This window comes from Streptococcus oralis Uo5 (genome assembly GCF_000253155.1).
Lineage (GTDB): Bacteria > Bacillota > Bacilli > Lactobacillales > Streptococcaceae > Streptococcus > Streptococcus oralis_L.
In genome coordinates this window covers 637,964-658,014 of sequence record NC_015291.1, presented here as the reverse complement: position 1 = coordinate 658,014, position 20,051 = coordinate 637,964, and the positions used below count along the sequence as shown (strand labels likewise).

At 39.2% G+C, this 20,051-nt stretch carries 19 protein-coding genes; all 19 read right to left on the bottom strand.

Translation table 11 applies throughout. The features are described 5' to 3' along the window. Nucleotides 1-63: 63 nt before the first annotated feature. Entirely contained in the window at nt 64-1,650 is a 1,587-nt protein-coding gene (locus SOR_RS03370) for an Ltp family lipoprotein (protein WP_000748601.1), read from the bottom strand. 119 nt (nt 1,651-1,769) lie between these two features. Next, complete coding sequence (gene pabB, locus SOR_RS03365; protein ID WP_013670191.1) at nt 1,770-3,485, bottom strand: aminodeoxychorismate synthase component I; 1,716 nt, start codon at nt 3,483-3,485, stop codon at nt 1,770-1,772. A gap of 264 nt (nt 3,486-3,749) precedes the next feature. After that, entirely contained in the window at nt 3,750-4,313 is a 564-nt protein-coding gene (locus SOR_RS03360) for a TIGR01440 family protein (RefSeq protein WP_000659496.1), read from the bottom strand. A gap of 109 nt (nt 4,314-4,422) precedes the next feature. Then, nucleotides 4,423-6,114, bottom strand: a complete 1,692-nt coding sequence (locus SOR_RS03355; protein ID WP_000831106.1) for a cache domain-containing sensor histidine kinase — start codon at nt 6,112-6,114, stop codon at nt 4,423-4,425. Then, entirely contained in the window at nt 6,111-6,848 is a 738-nt protein-coding gene (locus SOR_RS03350) for a response regulator transcription factor (RefSeq protein WP_000222602.1), read from the bottom strand. Before SOR_RS03350 ends, SOR_RS03355 begins: the two co-directional genes overlap by 4 nt. 70 nt (nt 6,849-6,918) lie before the next feature. Beyond that, entirely contained in the window at nt 6,919-8,031 is a 1,113-nt protein-coding gene (gene msrB / locus SOR_RS03345; protein WP_000998582.1) for a peptide-methionine (R)-S-oxide reductase MsrB, read from the bottom strand. A 9-nt stretch (nt 8,032-8,040) separates the two neighbouring features. After that, nucleotides 8,041-8,604 carry a redoxin family protein gene (locus SOR_RS03340; protein WP_000759245.1) on the bottom strand — a complete coding sequence of 188 codons (564 nt, stop codon included), beginning with the start codon at nt 8,602-8,604 and terminating at the stop codon, nt 8,041-8,043. Between the two features lie 13 nt (nt 8,605-8,617). Further along, complete coding sequence (ccdA2, locus tag SOR_RS03335; protein WP_000370903.1) at nt 8,618-9,328, bottom strand: thiol-disulfide oxidoreductase-associated membrane protein CcdA2; 711 nt, start codon at nt 9,326-9,328, stop codon at nt 8,618-8,620. Nucleotides 9,329-9,491: 163 nt separating this feature from the next. Then, the gene (locus tag SOR_RS03330; RefSeq protein ID WP_000643817.1) at nt 9,492-10,043 is read right to left on the bottom strand and encodes a GNAT family N-acetyltransferase; all 552 of its coding nucleotides are present in this window, start codon (nt 10,041-10,043) and stop codon (nt 9,492-9,494) included. A gap of 301 nt (nt 10,044-10,344) precedes the next feature. Beyond that, a complete protein-coding gene (gene nadE / locus SOR_RS03325; protein WP_000058057.1) occupies nt 10,345-11,169 on the bottom strand; it encodes an ammonia-dependent NAD(+) synthetase in 825 nt (274 codons plus the stop codon). Continuing rightward, entirely contained in the window at nt 11,166-12,626 is a 1,461-nt protein-coding gene (locus SOR_RS03320; RefSeq protein WP_000283150.1) for a nicotinate phosphoribosyltransferase, read from the bottom strand. Before SOR_RS03320 ends, nadE begins: the two co-directional genes overlap by 4 nt. A gap of 116 nt (nt 12,627-12,742) precedes the next feature. After that, on the bottom strand, nt 12,743-13,231 hold the full coding sequence (locus tag SOR_RS03315; protein WP_000797140.1) for a DUF6773 family protein: 489 nt from the start codon (nt 13,229-13,231) through the stop codon (nt 12,743-12,745). Beyond that, a complete protein-coding gene (locus SOR_RS03310) occupies nt 13,221-13,430 on the bottom strand; it encodes a helix-turn-helix transcriptional regulator (protein WP_013670190.1) in 210 nt (69 codons plus the stop codon). Before SOR_RS03310 ends, SOR_RS03315 begins: the two co-directional genes overlap by 11 nt. Nucleotides 13,431-13,750: 320 nt before the next feature. Further along, nucleotides 13,751-15,124 (bottom strand): hypothetical protein, encoded by a 1,374-nt coding sequence (locus SOR_RS10310; protein ID WP_041170808.1) that lies wholly within the window; start codon nt 15,122-15,124, stop codon nt 13,751-13,753. Between the two features lie 169 nt (nt 15,125-15,293). Next, nucleotides 15,294-16,085 (bottom strand): ATP-binding protein, encoded by a 792-nt coding sequence (locus SOR_RS10305; RefSeq protein ID WP_013670188.1) that lies wholly within the window; start codon nt 16,083-16,085, stop codon nt 15,294-15,296. Next, nucleotides 16,086-17,354 carry a DNA methyltransferase gene (locus tag SOR_RS03295; RefSeq protein ID WP_125825821.1) on the bottom strand — a complete coding sequence of 423 codons (1,269 nt, stop codon included), beginning with the start codon at nt 17,352-17,354 and terminating at the stop codon, nt 16,086-16,088. A 209-nt stretch (nt 17,355-17,563) separates the two neighbouring features. Further along, on the bottom strand, nt 17,564-17,974 hold the full coding sequence (locus tag SOR_RS03290) for a GNAT family N-acetyltransferase (RefSeq protein ID WP_000558472.1): 411 nt from the start codon (nt 17,972-17,974) through the stop codon (nt 17,564-17,566). A gap of 99 nt (nt 17,975-18,073) precedes the next feature. Then, nucleotides 18,074-19,438, bottom strand: coding sequence for an amino acid permease (locus SOR_RS03285; RefSeq protein WP_000097710.1), 1,365 nt, complete (start codon nt 19,436-19,438; stop codon nt 18,074-18,076). A gap of 76 nt (nt 19,439-19,514) precedes the next feature. Then, complete coding sequence (greA, locus tag SOR_RS03280) at nt 19,515-19,997, bottom strand: transcription elongation factor GreA (protein WP_000818765.1); 483 nt, start codon at nt 19,995-19,997, stop codon at nt 19,515-19,517. Nucleotides 19,998-20,051: the final 54 nt, after the last annotated feature.

Below are 20,051 nucleotides of genomic sequence, written 5' to 3'. Positions count from 1 at the left end.
TAACAAAAAGATTTTTACTATGCAAAGCTTTGCATGATAAAAGTTACATATAACAATTAATAACTATTTATCACCTAGTTTTTGAATGGCGTAGTTGGCTTCTTCTTTTGTAAATTGTCCAATCCAAGGAGAAGTTAGCCTCTCATAAATTTTTGTCTTTGATAAATTGGTCTTCTTTCGGTATTCTCTTGCTCGAATTAAGGCATTTGCTTTGTAATCTGCATTCAAGTGATCGATGGCATACTGCACTGCTGAACTTGAAAAACCATGCCACGTTAATTGGTCATAGAGAGCTTTTTTTGACATATGTAAAGACGAATTATAGCTTTTCGCTTTACTTAAAGCAGCATTGTACGGGTTCCCATCTGCCGGTTTTGGTTGCCGCACACCATCGTATCCTACATAGTAACGGCCACCATCTACCCATTTATTCGTCACCATATAACCATCAGAATCGACATAGTAACGGCCACCATCTACCCATTCATTCTTGGCCATCTTTCCATCTGATTTGAGATAATATTTACCTACCCATTTATTGCGAGCAGAGCTTCCTTCTGCTGTTAGATAATAATATGAATCATAGTTTTTATCATAAATCCAGTCACTTTTAACCATTTTTCCATCAGAATCAACATAATAACGACCACCATCTACCCATTCATTTTTAGCTCTCTTTCCATCTGATTTGAGGTAGTAATTTCCTACCCAGCCAGACTGAACTTTAGATTGTGATTTATCCTGTTTAGGAGTTGTTTCTTTAGCTTTTTCAGCCGGTTTTGGTGCTGGTGTTTTTGGTTTCTCAGCAGGTTTTTGTGCTGGTGTTTTCGGTTTCTCAGCGGGTTTCGGTGCTGGTGTTTTCGGTTTCTCAGCAGGTTTTTGAGCTGGCGTTTTCGGTTTCTCAGCTGGTTTTGGTTGCCACACACCATCGTCTCCTACATAATAACGACCACCATCTACCCATTCATTTTTGGCCATCTTACCGTCTGATTTTAGATAGTAATTACCTACCCATTTGTTGCGAGCGTAGCTACCTTCTGCGGTTAGATAATAATAGGATCCATAGTTTTTGTCATAAATCCATTCACTCTTAGCCATTTTACCATCTGATTTAAGATAGTAATTGCCTACCCAAGCATTTTGGACATAGTTTCCCGAAGCATTTAGATAGAAATAAGAATTAGCTTTTTTATCAAAAATCCACTTATTAGTAACTTTAGTACCATTTTCATAGTACGATGAGCCTACCCAACCAGACTGAGCTGTAGATTTGGACTTATCCTCTTTAGGACTTGTATTTTTAGGTTTCTCAGCAGGTTTTTGAGCTGGCGTTTTCGGTTTCTCAGCGGGTTTCGGCGCTGGTTTTGGTTCTGGTTTCGGTGCTGGTGTTTTTTGTTTCTCAGCAGGATTTTGCGCTGGCGTTTTCGGTTTCTCAGCAGGATTTTGCGCTGGTGTTTTTGATTTCTCAGCAGGATTTGACGCCGAAGTTGTATTCTCTTTTACAACCTTACCATTTTTAGATGCATCCTTTTCTTGAGCAGAAACATGCTGAGCCGAAAAAGGAAAGTCTCCAGTTGTATCCGCAAATGAAATAAGTCCCAGTGTTGCAGTTGCTAAGCTGGTTACTAAAATTTTTTTTGATTTTTTCATAAAAATCTCCATTATTTTTAATGATTTATACTTATAGTATACCATATATTTAATTTTGCTTTCAAATCAAATATTAAATATTAACAAATAAATCTAAAAATTAATTAAAAAATTTATAATTATATCACTTCCAACTCATACAAGCCTCTGACCGCGTTACAGCCATAGATAGTTTCCGCTTGCTCCAAGTCTGGCACAGTCAAGACTTTTTCCTCTACCTGTCCTGTTTCTAGCAAATGCTGACGGTAAATTCCTGGCAAAATTCCAAGTCTGATAGGCGGTGTGTAGAGTTTACCATTAATTTTTAAGACCAAATTTCCAATAGAGGTCTCAAGCAATTCTCCTGCTGCATTATGGTAAATGATTTCTTGTTTATCTAGATTTAAATGCGGTCTATGAGTTGTTTTAAAGTAGGTAAACGCTTGATTCAAATCTGCTTCTTGCAGACAAAGTTTAGCTTTGCAGAAACTTGGACTGAGGGGTGCTAAGAGTTGGCGACTGAGTTCTATCTCTCCAGATTTGCTGAGGATTATTCGCAAACGGTAGTCTTGGTGGGAATCACAAGCTTGACACTCTTCCTCTATCTTTTGTCTCAGGTCTTCCGGATTAAAAGGATAGGAAAAATAACGACTAGCCTTTGTCAGTCTTCCCAGATGTTGATTTTCAAAAAGCAGTTGTTTTTGGTTGATTTTCCCAGTAGTAATCAGTTTGAAACGAGCTTGTTTACGATAGAGAACAGCCGCCTTTTGATGAACTTCATGGTATTCAGATTCCCAAGTGCTATCCCAAGTAATCCCTCCGCCAACTCCATAGATTGCTTGACCCTTGTGAAGTTGAATGGTTCGAATGGCGACATTAAAAATCCGTCGCCCATTTGGAAGCAAGAGAGCAATCGTTCCGCAGTAGACTCCGCGTGGTTGAGGCTCCAAGTCCTTGATGATTTCCATAGTCGCAATTTTCGGTGCTCCTGTGATGGATCCACATGGAAAGAGCGAACGGAAGATTTCAACTAGGTCAACATCCGGTCGTAACTGACTCTTGATGGTCGAAGTCATCTGCCAAACGGTCGAATACTGCTCCACTTGGCACAGACGCTCCACATGCTCACTGCCCACTTCAGAAATACGGTTCATATCGTTGCGCAAGAGGTCGACAATCATCATATTTTCAGACCGATTTTTAGGATCCTGTTCTAGCCAACTAGCTTGGGCAAGGTCTTCTTGGTCAGTCACTCCCCGCTGGGTTGTTCCCTTCATTGGACGAGTCGTTAATTCTCGGTTATTTTGCTCAAAAAAGAGCTCTGGGCTCATAGAAATCACTGCCATCTCGTCATGTTCTACATAAGCATTGTAGCCCGCCTCCTGCTCTACCACCATACGATTGTAGATGGCAAAAGGATTGGCACTTAAGTCCTGCTTGAGTTGGACGGTGTAGTTGACCTGATAGGTGTCTCCCTGACGCAAATGATGGTGAATCTGGGCAATAGCCTTTTCATAGTTCTCTGCAGATGTTTCTTCCTGCCACTTTGAAGGCAGATCTACTTCCTCATAAGTCAGAGGAATAGGGGATGTTTCCACCCTATCGTGAACGGTAAAATATAGCAGATACTCTGCCAGTAAAGGAGCTTTATGAACTGCTAATTTCTCCTCAAATGCAGGTGCAGCCTCGTAACTGACATAGCCCACCACATAATAACCTTGCTCTTGGTAGCTCTCCACCTGTGCCAGCAAGTCCGCCACTTCTGATAAATCTCTCGTTTTTAACTCTTTGATAGGCTGAGTGAAGGTGTATCTCTCCCCCAAAGCCCTAAAATCAATCACTGTTTTTCTATGCATATCTTAAGTATAGCACAAAATAGCCGACCTAGAACAGCTAAATCCAGCTTTGTTTACTGATTTCTATAACGGAAAAATCTTCTCTAAGTTTTTTTTCTACTTTTTGACAATTCTCCATCAGATAGCACCCCTTCTTCTTTTAAAAATTGGTCTTATTTGGAGCACTTTACACAAAAGTTCAACAAAAAAGAACAGAGGAAGTCATGGTATCTATACCATTGTTTCCTCTGTCTTTTGCTTTTCTTCTGTTGCTACAGAATGATTTTACGACTTTCTAATAGAATCTTGCGGATAATGCGCACGCGCACCTCCGATTAATTTTGGACGACTAACTAGAGCCGTTACATGGGCATGCCCAATTTCACGCAGTACGGGGCGAATCGGAACCTGAACATGCTTGACATGCATGCCAATCGCAGTATCTCCGATATCCAATCCAGCATGGGCCTTGATAAATTCGACCTCAACTGGATCCTGCATAAACTTGAAGGCTGCCAACTGACCTGAACCTCCTGCATGAAGAGTCGGAAGGACGCTAACGACTTCCAGACCAAACTGCTCTGCCAGCTGACGTTCAACGACGAGGGCACGATTAACATGTTCACAACCTTGAACAGCTAGATGAATTCCTTTTTCCTCTAGGATATCTAGGATGGTTTTCACGATGATTTCCCCAATTTCTTGACTGGATTTCTTGCCAATCTGACCACCCATCACCTCACTAGAAGAAAGGCCCAAAACAAAGATAGCTCCTTGCTTCAAATTGGCCTTGTCTATTACATCTTCTACAATCTGGCTTGTTGCTTTTTGAATGTCTTTTTCCTTCATACTTGATACCTCTTTTGTCACTATCTATCATATCTTTTTTTACTGATTTTATCAAGGCCAACTAATCATTCTGATTTTTAAAAGTAAAACTCCCAGAGTGAACTGGGAGTTAGCTAGTTTCAATTTTATTGATGCATATTTCAACTGTCGTCCCTTTTTCGGGTGCAGAATTGATCTTCATCTGGTAATTGTCTCCAAAATGAAGTTTGAGTCGTTGGTTGACATTTTGAAGACCAACTCCCCCACGTTTGAGCTGACTTTGACTACTATCGCCAGCGGCTTGGAAACCAACACCATCATCCTCAATGCGGATGACAAGCCCTGAATCCTTTTTCTGGACGGAAACTTTAATATGTCCCTGTCCATCTTTCTCCTTGATACCGTGATAAAGGGCATTTTCTACAAGGGGTTGCAGCACCAGTTTAGGCAAGACTAAATTATCAAAGTCAGGATCTTCAGCAATTTCATACTCCAACTTATCCCCATAGCGTTGCTTCTGGATAAAGAGGTACTGGCGGACATGATTGATTTCATCAGAAAGAGAAATCAAATCCTTTCCTTGATTGAGCGCCAAGCGGAAATAGGTTGCCAAAGACTTGGTCACCTGAACCACTCGCTGACTATCCTGAAATTCAGCCATCCAGATGATAGTATCCAAGGTGTTATAGAGAAAATGCGGATTAATCTGGCTCGACAGGGCTTGAAGTTCATACTGACGGGTCGCTTCTTCCTGCCTGCGAATAGCTGCCATCAGCTGATCAATCTGATCCAACATGGCATTAAACTGGCGAGTCACTTCTCTCAGTTCATAGGCACCAGTTTCTTTGGCACGCAGATTTTGAGCACCAGAAGCAATTTCCAGCATGGTTTCTCTCAAGTCATTCAGAGGAGCAATCCAGCGTTTAAGACTGAACCACACCAAGCAGATACAGGCAAGAAGAGATAAGGCACTAGCAGCAAGAAAGGTCCACATGAGTTGGCTCCGAACCTGGTCTAACTTCTCCAACGAAGACACGCCTATAACCGTCCAATCAGTCCCTGCAATCTGTTCCTGACTAACGTAGGATTGATGGTCCAGCGTATAGCCCTGTCCCGTCTCAATGTAGGGTTTCATGGCCTCCATTTCACTCGCTGAGCTATAGACAGTACGTTCAGGATGGTAGACAAATTCATGCTTCTCATTGATGATAAAGGCAAAGCCCTGCTGGCCCAACTGGAGTTGGTTGAGATAGGCTTCCAGAGTTTCATAGGAAATATCCAAGCGAAGCACACCAAGATTGGCTCCCTTTGCATCAACAAGTTCCTGAGTGACAGAAATAACCCACTGACTATCTGATTTACGAGCTGGTGTCAAAACTGGCTTAGCTCCCTGATGGATAGCCTTTTGGTACCAATCCTCAGCCATCATATCTGAGGAGGTTTTCATCTGCACACTGTCATCTGTGGAAATAACCTGACCGGATTTAGTGACCAGTACCACCGTTTTCAAGTCCTGATCTGCCTTTAAGATAGTCAAAAACAGATCTCGGATTCCTTTGACCTGGTCTTGGTTAGGATTCTCAGCATAGGCTAAGACATCCTTCTGCTGGGTCAAACTGGTAGAGGTGGTTTCTAATTTTTTGATATAAGACTGAATAAAGTGGCTAGTTTGGCTAATGGTCGTTTGGCTATTACCCTCAATCGTATACTCAATGGCTGATGAACTCGATTGATAGTAGAAAGTCCCAACCACAGCTAGGAGAATGAGAAAGACCAGAAAGATAGAAATAACCATTCTGACTAAAAGAGAAGAACGCTTCATCGACCTTCTCCCTTCTTAAACTGACGAGGCGTCACACCTGCAATCTGTTTAAAACGTTGAGTAAAGTAGTTCATATCTTCAAAACCAACCTTTTCGGCTATCTCATAAATCTTTAAATCCGTGGTCAGAAGCAAGAGCTTGGCTTGTTTGACACGCTCTCTCACCAGATAATCCTGAAAAGGCAGCCCCAACTCTTTCTTAATTAAGGAACTCAAATAAGTCGGACTAAAACCTAGGTCACTGGCCAAAGACTTTAAACTAAATTGACTATCAGCCAGATGAGACTGGATTTTCTGGGCCAGGTTTCCTTCAAACTTATCGGTCAGTAAATCTTGTAACTGCTCTTCCTTTTCTTCCTTGTCTAGTTTTTGCTTGATTTTCCCCAACATTTCCTCAATATCCTGACGAGAAAAGGGCTTGAGCAAGTAGTCATCTACACCGAGTTTGACAGCAGACAAAGCATAATCAAAATCATCGTAACCCGTCAAAAATACCAGATGCACCTGGGGATAGGTTTCTCGGACCAGCCTGGCCAACTGGATGCCATTTAGCTGAGGCATGTTGATATCGGTTAAAATGATATCTGGCACCTGCTTTTGAATCAAGTCCCAAGCCTGTCTTCCATTTTCAGCCTGACCGATGATTTCCATATCGTAGGCTGCTACATTGACCAGCTTGGTCAAGCCTTGTCTTACCAGATACTCATCTTCTACGATTAAGATTGTGTAGGTCATGCTCTGCTCCTTTACCACTTACTAGTATCAGTATAGCAAAATTCTCCTCTAACTGCTTAGGAAAGACTTCTTAATCGACATAATCTAATAAATAGGCATAGCCTTTTTCTGCCATTTGGTCTTTGGGAATAAAGCGGATAGAGAGACTATTGATACAGTAGCGTAAGCCACCCTTGTCCTGAGGCCCATCTGTAAAGACATGACCAAGGTGAGAATCTCCAACTCGGCTTCTCACTTCCATGCGCGTCATATTGTAGGACTTATCTTCCTTGTAGGTAGCAACATCTGGACTGATTGGTTGAGTGAAACTAGGCCAGCCACAACCAGACTCAAACTTGTCCTTTGATGAAAAGAGGGGTTCACCAGTTGCGACATCCACATAGATACCGGATTCAAATTTATCCCAGTAGCGGTTTGAAAAAGCTCGTTCTGTTTGATTTTTCTGGGTAACGGCATACTCCTCAGGCGACAAGGTCTTCTTCAACTCCTCATCACTTGGTTTAGGATATTTGCTGGCATCAATGACGGGATAGGCAGCCTGATTAACATTGATATGACAGTAGCCATTTGGATTTTTCTTGAGATAGTCTTGGTGGTAATCCTCCGCCACCACAAAATTCTTCAAGTTTTCCTTTTCAACTGCCAAAGGTTGGTCGTATTTCTTAGCCACCTCATCAAAGACTTGATTGATTACTTCCAAATCCTTGTCATCTGTGTAATAAACGCCGGTACGGTACTGAGTCCCTACATCATTTCCTTGTTTATTTTTGCTGGTTGGATTGATAATGCGGAAGTAATGAAGCAGAATTTCCTTGAGGGAAATTTGATTGGCATCATAGGTGACATGGACAGTCTCCGCATGACCTGTTTGATTGATCAATTCGTACTTGGTTGTTTCCCCTCTACCGTTCGCATAGCCTGAAACGGCATCTGTCACTCCAGGCACGCGTGAGAAGTATTCCTCCACTCCCCAGAAACAACCTCCAGCTAGATAAATTTCGTGCAAGTCTGCGTCTTTACTCACTTCTGTTTTTTTCACTGTTTTTCCTCCTTGACTAACTGATGCTTTCTCAATTTGCGAGCTATCTGTCTGCCCTGCATTTCGCATCAATAGAAAATAGAAACCGGTTATGGCTAGGAGAATGACCCCTGCCAAGACAAAAAGTTTTACTTTATCATTCATAGCCTTTCTCTACCCCATTTCTTTCAATTCTTTCAAAATCATATCCTTATCCATAAAACCTGGTTGCGTTTTGACCAGCTTGCCTTCCTTGTCTATAAAGGCTTGAGTCGGGTAAGAACGAACACCATAACTTTCCAAAAGTTTGCCTGATGGATCAATTAGAACTGGAAAATTTTTATAATCCAATCCCTTATACCAGTTCTTAAAGTCAGCTTCAGATTGTTCTCCCTTGTGGCCTGGTGACACCACTGTCAAAACCACATAGTCATCACCAGCATCCTTAGCGATTTCATCGGTATCTGGAAGACTGGCTAGACAGATGGAACACCAAGAAGCCCAGAATTTGAGATAAACTTTCTTGTCCTTGTAGTCAGATAAACGATAGGTCTTGCCATCTACACCTGTCAGTTCAAAATCAGCGACTTCCTGACCCTTAGTGGCAGTTTGTGAACTAACTTGTTCTGTTTTGGTTTGCTCCTTCATAGTAGACTCGTCTGCCATATTTTCAGCCGAACAGGCTGCCAAGCAACAGATTGAGCCTACCCCAAGGAGACATGTTTGCCATTTTTTCATTTCTTTTTCCTCTCTATTCAAATAATGTAGTCAAAATGGAAGCATTTCCCAAAAGCACCAAGATTCCCATCACGATAATGAGGAAACCACCCACTTTTTTGAGGATTCCGAGGTAAGGATGCAGTTTTCGGAAATGTTTCAAAACATAGCTGGAGGCGAGAGCTAGGACTAAAAATGGTAGCGCCAATCCCAGCGTATAGACCAACATGAGACCAGCTCCCTGCCAAGCTCCTGAACCACCTGAAGCCGCCAAAGCCAAAACAGAGCCCAGAACTGGCCCCACACACGGCGTCCAAGCAAAACTAAAGGTCAACCCCAGTAAAAATGCCTGACTATAGCCGTTACCCTTTTGCCCCTGTCTCTTTAATTGTAGCCTTCTTTCCTTGTAGAGTCCCTGCAAATGTAAAACATCCATCTGGTGCAAGCCCAAGAGAATGATAATCGTACCCGTCACATACTGAAACCAAGAAGCATACAGCAAATTGCCTAAAAAACCAGCTCCATAGCCCAGTAAGATAAAGATAAAAGAGATCCCCGCTATAAAGGCCATAGTTCGCAATAAACTAACAAGTGAGATTGAAAATTTTCCGCTGGAAGCCTGAGAACCATCTTTGTCATCAAGTAAGACCCCCGCATAGACAGGCAACAAGGGTAAAATACAAGGAGAAAAGAAGGAAAGAATTCCAGCAAGAAAAACACTGATAAAAAAGATTACATTGTCCATTGCCTTCCTCCATTCTTTGATTTGATAGGTCTATTATAGCTCCAAAACTCTAGAAAAAACAGGGACAATGATAGGAAAAAATAGGAATTTAATCAGTTTATTTAGAAATCTTGCACAAAAAAAGCCAGACAAGGTCTGACTTTGATAGAAACAGCAAAGAGAATCACCTGTCTTCCCTGCTTATCTGGTAATAAATAAGGTCCGCAACGTAATCTTTTCTCTCCACACCATTGGCAATAGTTTTTAGATAGGACATTCCAGCCTTCTCCATCACACGGCCTGAAGCTGGGTTAAGACTGGCGTAACGAGCTCTGACTTTTTGAAAGCCTGCTTGAGTAAAACAGAAGTCTAGCACAGCTTTCAAGGCCACCGTCATCATACCTCGGCCCCAAAAGTTTTTTCCTAAAACATACCCAATTTCACAACTTAAATCTTCCTCGTGCATTTCAATGATACTGATATCTCCTATCACTTGCTCCGGGTTTTCTTTGAGACAAATGGCCCATTTGTAATAGTTGGGATTTGCATAGGAGGCAACCCAATTTCGAATCGAGTTCCGAGTCACCTCAACATCAGGATGAGGATTCCAAGTAACATAGGTCAGATTCTCAGCAGATGAAGCCCAATTTTGAAACATGGCTTCCGCATCACTCTCCACAAATCTTCTCAAAATCAAACGTTCTGTCTGTAATATTTGCGTACCGATTGCTTTCATAATGTTACCTCGCTTTCTAAGCTTAAGGCTCAGGGTAAAAAGACTATACTCAGTAACAGCTAGGAAACAAGTGTTTTATCTAGTCCCTTGACGCAGTCGCTGTCTGGTTTGAAATGCGCTTTACCAAGCTTTTTCAAACCTAGTCATCGTTGCGGGGGTGAGACAAGGAAAATCGAACTCTTCGAGTTACCGATTTCTGTCTCATTTTCTTATTTCTAGACTCGGGCTAAAAACCTCCACTGGAGGTTATTCTTGCTTCCCAGTTTCTAGACAAGAAGCTAAAAAGGTCCCCCGGACCTTTTTACTCCCAAAAGTCATCAAATACGGTGATTGGTAGGTGGCGTTTGTGTTGGCCTTTGTGCCACCAGTTTTCGATAGTCGCTTGGGCTTCTGGACTGATGGTTTTGCCTTCAAGGTAGTCATCAATTTCTGCATAAGTGACTCCAAGAGCTACTTCGTCTGCAATACCTGGTTTTTCTTCTTCCAAATCTGCTGTTGGGATTTTTTCATAAAGGGCTGGGTCTGCACCAAGTTCCTTCAAGAGTTGTTTCCCTTGACGTTTATTGAGGCGATAAAGAGGGAGAATGTCTGCACCACCGTCACCAAACTTGGTAAAAAAGCCTGTGATATTTTCCGCGGCATGGTCTGTTCCAATGACCGCTCCGCTATGGGCACCTGCAAGGGCATATTGGGCAATCATACGACTACGAGCTTTAATATTGCCCTTGTTAAAGTCTGAAACAGGACTTCCTGTCGCTTCAACTGCAGCTGCCATGGCATCAGCTGATTCCTTGATATTCACAACCAAGCTGACATCTGGCTGGATGAAAGCAAGAGCTTTTTGAGCATCTGCTTCATCAGCTTGCACTCCGTATGGCAGGCGGACAGCGATAAATTGGTAGCTGTCATCTCCTGTCTCAGCTCGCATTTCTTCCATCGCTAATTGTGCCAAGCGCCCTGCCAAGGTTGAGTCTTGTCCTCCAGAAATCCCTAGTACAAAGGTTTTAAGGAAAGGGTGTTTTTTCAAGTATCTCTTTAAGAAATCAATCGAACGACGAATTTCTTCCTGGGCATCAATCACTGGTTTGACGCCCAGTTGCTGGATAATGGTCTCTTGCAAACTCATTCTTCTTCTCCTTCACCAAGAGCTTCTTTGCGCATCTTGTCAATCAAGTCCATTTTGTCCTGCCAAATATCACGCGCCAAATCCACTGGATAGTGTTGCGGATTGAGTACCCGTTTGTACTCATCCCAAAGTTTGTCAAATTCCTTACGAGCATAGGCTTGAATGTCAGTCAAACTAGGCAAATCGTAAACTAATGTTCCTTCTTTAAAGATATCCACCAAGAGAGGAACAGCATCAAAATTACGAACGGTCTTTTTGATGTAGGTATAAGTTGGATGGAACATCTTGATTTCTGTCATGTCGCTCACATCCACACCGTCATAAGTAATGTAGTCGCCTTCTGACTTGCCTTTTTCACGACTGGTAATGCGCCATACCTGCTTCTTACCTGGCGTCGATACTTTTTCCGCATTATTAGACAGTTTGATGGTATTGCGCATCTGACCATTCCCATCTTCGATCGCAACAATCTTATAAACTGCCCCAAGAGCTGGCTGATCATAGGCTGTAATCAGCTTGGTACCCACACCCCAGACATCAATCTTGGCGTGTTGCATTTTGAGGTTAAGGATGGTATTTTCATCGAGGTCATTGGAAGCGTAAATTTTGGCATCTGGATATCCAGCCTCATCTAACTGTTGGCGAACTTTCTTGGAAATATAGGCTATATCCCCTGAGTCGATACGAACGCCTTTAAAATTAATCTTGTCTCCCAGTTCACGAGCTACCTGAATAGCAGCTGGCACACCGATGCGAAGCGTATCATATGTATCTACTAGAAAGACACAGTCACGATGGGTTGAAGCATAGGCCTTAAAGGCCTTATAGTCGTTTCCATAAACCTGTACCAAGGCATGAGCATGAGTCCCCAATACTGGAATACCAAAGAGCTTCCCTGCTCGCACATTGCTAGTCCCGTTGGCTCCACCAATCACGGCTGCGCGTGTTCCCCAGATAGCTGCATCCATTTCTTGCGCACGACGTGTCCCGAATTCCATCAAAGGCTCATCTTCAATGACTGAACGAATACGTGCTGCCTTAGTCGCTATCAAGGTTTGAAAGTTAACAATGTTTAAGAGAGCCGTTTCGACCAATTGGCATTGGGCTAGAGGTCCTTCCACCTGCACAATCGGCTCATTAGCAAAAACCAAGTCCCCTTCCTGAGCAGAACGAACCGTTAGTTCTAACTTGAGATTTCGTAGGTAATCCAAGAATTCTCCATGATACCCAAGCGACTCCAAGTAGGCAATATCGCTATCTGAAAAGCGCAAGTCTTTAAGATAATGTACAATTCTTTCCAAGCCAGCGAATACTGCATAGCCGTTCTGAAAAGGTTGCTGGCGGAAATAAACTTCAAAGACCGCCTTTTTATTGTGAATTCCTTGGTCAAAGTAAACTTGCATCATATTGATCTGGTACAAGTCCGTGTGCAATGTCAAACTATCATCTGGATACATCTGTTTTCCTTCTTCCTACTTTACAAAGGTATGAACGTATTCTACCACTTTCACACCATCCGATAAATTAGTACTATTATAACACATTTTACCGAGATTGATAAAAAGATAACAAGCTATTCTCCACTCTCCAGTTCATCCATATCTCGCTCAAACTTTTTTTGAGCCCATTCACCATAACTTTTAAGGCCGAGATTGCCGATAAAAACCCAAGGAAGGTAAATCAGATAAGTAATAACCCAAGCAGACAAATATTTAACGTTCAGAGGATTGTGCTGATAAATTTCGATATTGAATTGATAATTCTGCAACATCAAAAGAGTCGTAATAGCGAGAGTTACCAGCAAACACCCTACAATCGTAAAATGAAAACGACTATAGTAGGTCACTCCAAGTTGTCGTGCACGATTGAAAAAGAAGAAAATTCCTAAAAGAAGGGTAACCAGAAGAATATTAGAATTAAAAAGAGCAGGTGCTAATACAGCCACCAAATAACTTAACAGAATGAGCCCGATAAACACATTAAAAGACTCTGTCCCAGCTTTGTTAATCAGTTGTTCTTCTCTTTCGTCTAATATTTGATAATAAAAAAATCTATTTTTCATCTTCTTCCTCCCAAAATAATTGATCCAAAGTTTTGCCTAAGCATCTGCAAATAGACTGACAAAGGAAAAGACTAGGATTGTATTTCCCTGCTTCTATCAAGCCTATAGTCTGCCTAGTAACACCCACAGCCTCTGCCAAATCCCCTTGTGTTAAATCACGCTCCACCCGAGCTAATTTTAATTTTAAGTTTTTAGCCACTAGCATCCTCCTTCACATTTTTAAAAAGTTGCGCTTCTTTTAAAAACATTATACCATATATCTAACTTAATGCAATATATAAATGTCATTTTGTAAGATTTTTCTAACAAAAAACTCTCTATCACAAAAAATAGAGAGTGTTATCTTTAAATATAGGATTTCAAAATATCGATGACATCACTTCTTTTCTTGACCTGATAGGTCTTGATTCCTAGACTTTCAAGCTAGAGCTTAGTCATAGTTCTTGTAGTCCATTTGACATAACTTTTATATAAAAATCCACCATATTTAAAACTACGGCTTATCTTTAAAATTCAAAATTACTTTTCTTTATCTAAACCAGAAATATATAGTAAACCCAATAACAATTTAATTTCTTGAGTTTTTTTCATCGCTTCTACCTTATTAATTATTCTAGGCCCTCCATGAGTTGATAAATTCAAAAACGCTACAAAACCTTCACGTTCTTCTTTACTATTAATTGAAGAGAGCAACGCTGACAGTACTCTTTTATCCGCATCATCTAATGAGCTATCTTTAATGAGAGTATTACCCACTTCAATAACTTTATTATAGTTTTTCAACAAGCTTTCTGTCTTATCAATGTTTTGATTATCTAAAATATCGTTAACAACTATTTCTATCAATGTCCTATAAGATACGACTGGTACAAAACTATAATCTTCAATTTTAAAAATTTGATTAATCTCTCTTATAAAGCTAGCAATATCTACTCTGAAGTTGACTTCTTTACTGATTGGCATCGTAACTAAATCAGCTTCAGCCATACTTTTTGGAATATCAAAGCTATCTTCCTCTACTTTAAATGTAAAATCAGCTTCATGAATTTTTTTAGTCTTCTTGTCAGATATCTTGATTGATATTGTGTTTTCATTCACACGTCCAAAATTAATTATTCCTTTGCCTTTGTTAAAATTAATTGTAGAATTATTTTTGGTATCAATTTCAAAAATTAATCCCTCATCTTCCTTACCAAAACTATTTGTAAAAGTAAAAAGATTATCAAGATTATAGTCCATCCCTCTTTTCAAAATACTTTGCTTTTGGACAATTTTAGGCTGGTTGGTATCTTTTAAGATTAGATGCAGAGTTTCAATAACGTTTTCTGTCTCTGTAACGATTTTCCACTGACCTTCAATTTCCTTATTAAAAGATTTTTGTTCTTTACCATCTAATACTATTTTCGTTGAATTTTTTAACAAATCATCAAAATCCGTTATTTGCTCACTGAGATTATCTATTCCAATCCATGATTCAACAGTCCCTAAATTATCTTCGTGTTTAACCTTAGGGATAATGGTGAGAATTTTTTTATTGCCAAATAAAGTACAGTTTATTTGATTTGCTGTTAAATCCTTTTGGAATTCAATAAACCGCTTTAACTTGAAATCTTCTTTGATGTACTTCTGAAGGTTATCAAGATTCGAAGTTTCTGCTTCGGGAATTTGTTTTTGAATGAATGCATCCAAGTCTCTTAATTCATTTTTTAACGAACTACCAATTTTTTGAGTTTCCTCATTTAATTTTTCAATAAATCGTGTAATTTCATCTGTTAGCTCACTTTGGGCAAATTGAGTTCTATCAGAGTTAAATTGTATTGAAGGGTCACTAGACTTAATTGAAATATATCCAATTAATTGTTTTAATACTTCACTATATTTTTTAGTTGTCATCAACTCTGTATTAAACAAAGTATAATTGTTAAATAAGTTATTATTGATATAAATTAGAGGAGTCAACTCGTTAGTATTAGGATTATAAAACAACGAGTTAATGTTACTCTTCCCATTCGCCTTCAAAGAATAAGCAACTAAATCCATATCAATAGAATATTTACTGGAATTAAAGGTAATTTTTTCCGAATATATATCTTTGATTTTCTTTACTAAAAATAATCTCTTGACTATCAGAAGAATATCGTATTCTAAATAATTGTTGTGAGCTATTTTGTTCTCTTAATTGAATTTTATAATCGGTTGATTTAGACTCCCCATCTACACTAAAGTTTATGATAAAGTTTTGGTCAGCAGAAATTTTACCATCTTGTATTTTATCATCAATAAAAGAATTTAAAATCTTATTACGTATTTTTTCTTCACTAAAATACTTACTTAAAGTCTCTACATTGTAATCATCAATTTCAATTTGGATTAATGTACCTCTAAAACTATCAGAATTTGAAACCGTAATATCTAACTGTTTATCTGTTATATTATATTCGGCAACTAGAGAATCAAAATCTGCGGCAAATTCTGATAATTGACCATTTTGAGCTGTTTTCCATGATACTCTTTTTCCAAATTTAAAAACGGATAAAAAACCTAGACCTTTTGATCCCTGTGTTAACCGTCGAGTCTCACTGTCATACGGTATAGCTTTCCCATATTTTTTATCACTGCTAGAAATATGAAATAATTTTTCAATTCCCTCCTTATCCATCCCCTCACCATAATCTCGAATAGTTAGTTGCTTTGTCTTTGAATCTAAGACAATATCCACTTTAGGTGATTTAGCATCATAGGCATTTTTTATCAACTCATTCAAGGCTATAATATTATTGGGAATTTTTTCTGACAATTCACTCAGTATATTACCTGCTACAGTAATAGGTACCTGTTCAACATTATTAGACATCTAAATCTCCTTTATTTTTCTTAATATCAGGACATATTCTTGACTCATTGATTCCACTGATTTATCTTTTACATTCGATAACCTTCTCGGCATTCTCTTAATAGGTATATTTCTTGTAATAGATGCTTCTAATTCAAATCCAATACTCTCAAAATATTCTTGAGTAACTTTAGATAATGGAACCATTTTATTATCAACTCGCCGATTGCCTAAAGTTAAAACAATTCTTTTGTTCTTTTTTATAATTCGTCCCATTTGTCCCATTACATCCAAATAGTCAGTTATAAAATTCATAACTTTTTTTCTCTTATCCGTGGCTATACTTTCAACATACTTATTTAAACAATCTGATTGATAGTTTTGTTTAATTCTTCTAATTCTCCCCCCTAAACTATTCGAGTCAATACTTGAATAATTATCTATTAATTTCTCGTCAAAACTTTCCATATCTTTTCTGTCTATCCAGTAAATTGGTAACATAGAATACTGTCCATATGTTACAGTAGTTGAATTATCTCCATAAGGAGGAGAAGTTACAATCAAATCGACAGAATCGCTCTTCATTCCAAATAAAATATCTTCCGATTTTCCTATTTTTAAATCAATTTTTTTACTTCTGTTATAATCAGGTAAAAATTGACAGTATTCGTTAATGCTCTTTATAAAATCTTCAACGATGTGGTTTTCCATCTTTTCAATAGCGCTTTGCTCTTTTATATGCAATTTAAATGTTGAACTTCTTGTATTACTGTATTTTTTTAAAATATTAATTAAACACACCCAATAATACTGTCTTACGTATCTGTATTTTTCTCTCTGAATAGCACTACGAATTTTACTAAACGTTATTATAAAATCTTTTCGATACCATTTTTCTATATTATAAAAATAGTGTTTGTCAAATTCAAAACTATCACTTTTTAAAAATTTCTCAATCCTATTATTTGCTATATCTATATATTTTTTGTTAACGCCTTGCAACTTAACTTTTGTAATAAGATTAGCTAAAGGGTTAATATCTATGCCAATCGGAGAAAGGTTATTCTTTTCACCCTCCACTAGTGTTGTTCCAGAACCATGAAAAGGATCAAGAATATTTGTAATAGATAAATCTTCACTTTTAATTAATTTAATTAATTCATATTGCATATCTGGAACCATCGTAGCTGGATAAGCACTAATTTTATGTATACCTGAAGCAGTTACATTTTTAAAGTCCCAGTAATCAATTTCTTTTTCTTTTATTTTATCTACTAAATTCGACTTCAACAATTTAGCCCCCGACTAATATTTTTCTACTATGCACCCTAAGTATAGCATAGAATTTTTTGGACGTAAAGAAATAATATAATTAATCTGTTTAGGAAAATTGAATTGATCTCTATTAACAAAAAACTCTCTACCATCTTACATGATAAAGAGTATTCGTTCTTTTTTGATACTTAGCTAAGTTTCTCTCCAAAAGAAAGAAGTCTAGGTCACAAATCCTTTTGGTAATAGTATCTTTGCCCTGTGTAGGGATAGTCTTGCAAGGTAAAGACTTCCTTGTAACCATGTCTTTTATAAAAATCTGGTGCTTGAAACTGGTAAGTATTCACGAAAGAAAAACGACAGTTTCGATTCTTGGCTTCATTTTCAGCTCGCTGCAATAGTTTTGAGCCAATTCCTTGTCCCCGTAATTCCTCTTTCACAAACAAATATTCGATTTCCAGCCAATTTCCGAAAGTCTCAGCTACTAAGCCCGCCATGAGATTGCCCTTTTCGTCTTCGAGATAAAGATTCAGTGGCTCGCTCTCAGCCTCTTCTCTTTTGGAACGATTATAAGCACGAATCAAATCCCCTATTTCTTGCGCTTTATGCGATTCCTTATTTTCCAATCTAACGTGCATTCAAACCTCCTAATAAACTGCTACAGCTTGATTATAATCCTATTTCAATAGACTGTCAAACTAGAAAAACTCACCAAACAGAGTTGATGAGTTCATGATTTATTTTCTAAATTTCCACTGACTATAAATCCCAAAAACAAGGATCCAGATGGCAGAACCAACTGCCCCCATGAAGGTAGACTCTTGCAAAAAGAGAGTCACGAAAACAAAGACAAAAAAGAGAATGGTTAGGGGATTAAGCAAGCGATACTGAGGCATAAGGTAGCCATCAGCCATGAAGTCTTGTGACTTGCGGTATTTGAGATGAGCCACCATAATCAAGATATAAATCGCGATGTAAACACCTGATGAGGATGCGGTGATCAAAGCAAAGGCATCTGAAACACCTGGTAGCACGTTGATAAAGGCAGCCAGAGCAATCAAGATCGCTGAGGCGATGATGGCATTTTGAGGTACATTGTGGCGAGAAAGGGTATCGACCTTGATGGCCTTTAAGAAACGATTTGGCGAATCATGGGCAATCTGATATAAGTGTCTCCCTGTTGAGTAGAGAGTTGAGTTAAGAGCAGACGCCGCTGATGTCAAGACAACAAAGTTGATTAGAGCCGCCGCCCACTTGATCCCCGCCAGTTCAAAGACCGTTACAAATGGAGAATCTGAAGAATTAAGATAAGACCAAGGAATAATGGCCATAATCGCAATGAGAGCTCCCCCGTAGAAGAAGATAATTCTGAGAGGAATTTCCTTAACAGCTTTGGGCAAGACCTGACGAGGGTTCTTTGTTTCAGAAGTTGTTACCCCGATAAACTCAATCATCAGATAGGCAAAAAATACCATTTGAAAGGCCATGACAAAGTTCATAACTCCGTTTGGAAAAAGAGAGAACTGGTCGCTGATATTTGCCAAGCTTGCAACACCATGCGGTGTCTTAAAGCCTGTCAAAACCATAAATACCCCAGTGGCAATCATGGCTAAAATCGCCACAATCTTGACCATAGCAAACCAAAACTCGACTTCGCCAAAGAGCTTAACTGCAATCAGATTGACCAAAGCCAAAATCGTTAAAAAGACAAGCTGAATCATCCAGCTAGGCCATGTGGGAAACCAGAAGCGGACATAGTCTGAGATGGCAGTGATTTCTGCCATACCGATAAAGACAACTGACAACCAATAAGACCAAACTGAGAAATATCCCCAGCCTTTCCCCAAATGACGGGTGATAAAGTTGATAAAGGTATGTTGTTCTGGATCCTGATACAGCATCTCCCCAACAGCCCTCATCATCAAAAACATAAAGGCTCCTGTAATCATGTAAATCAGAATGATCGAAGGTCCAGTAAGGCTGATAGAGCGACCAGCGCCTAGGAAAAGTCCTGTTCCGATTGTTCCCGCAATAGCCATCACCTGAACATGGCGATTGGTTAATCCACGCTCCATTTTATTTTTCTTCTTATTTGAACTCATATAGTCTCCTATTTATCCAAAAAACCAAAAAGGAGTTGAGCAAGGTAAAACCTTCACTACTCCTTTTTCATCCTATTTAGGCTGTTTTCTCAACCTTTAAGATTTTGACATCATAGCTACCAACTGGTGTTTCAATCGTTGCAGTATCGCCAGTCTTCTTGCCAATCAAAGCACGGCCAATCGGACTTTCATTTGATACTTTACCAGCAAAAGCATCTGCACCAGCGGAACCGACGATGATGTAGACCTCTTCTTCGTCTTCACCGACTTCTTGGATTGTTACTGTCTTACCGATTGCTACCTCATCTTGGGCAACTGCATCGCTATTAACAATTTCAGCATAGCGAATTTTTGTTTCTAGACTTGAAATTTGTCCTTCAACAAAAGCTTGTTCATCTTTCGCTGCTTCATACTCACTATTTTCTGAAAGGTCTCCATAGGAACGAGCAATCTTGATACGCTCTACGACTTCAGGACGACGGACGAGTTTCAACTCCTCTAATTCTTTTTCTAGTTTTTCCTTTTCTTCAAGGGTCATTGGGTAAGTTTTTTCTGCCATTTTTTTAACTTTCTTTTCTATTTACTTTTTTAAAACAAAATTATGTGGAAACCA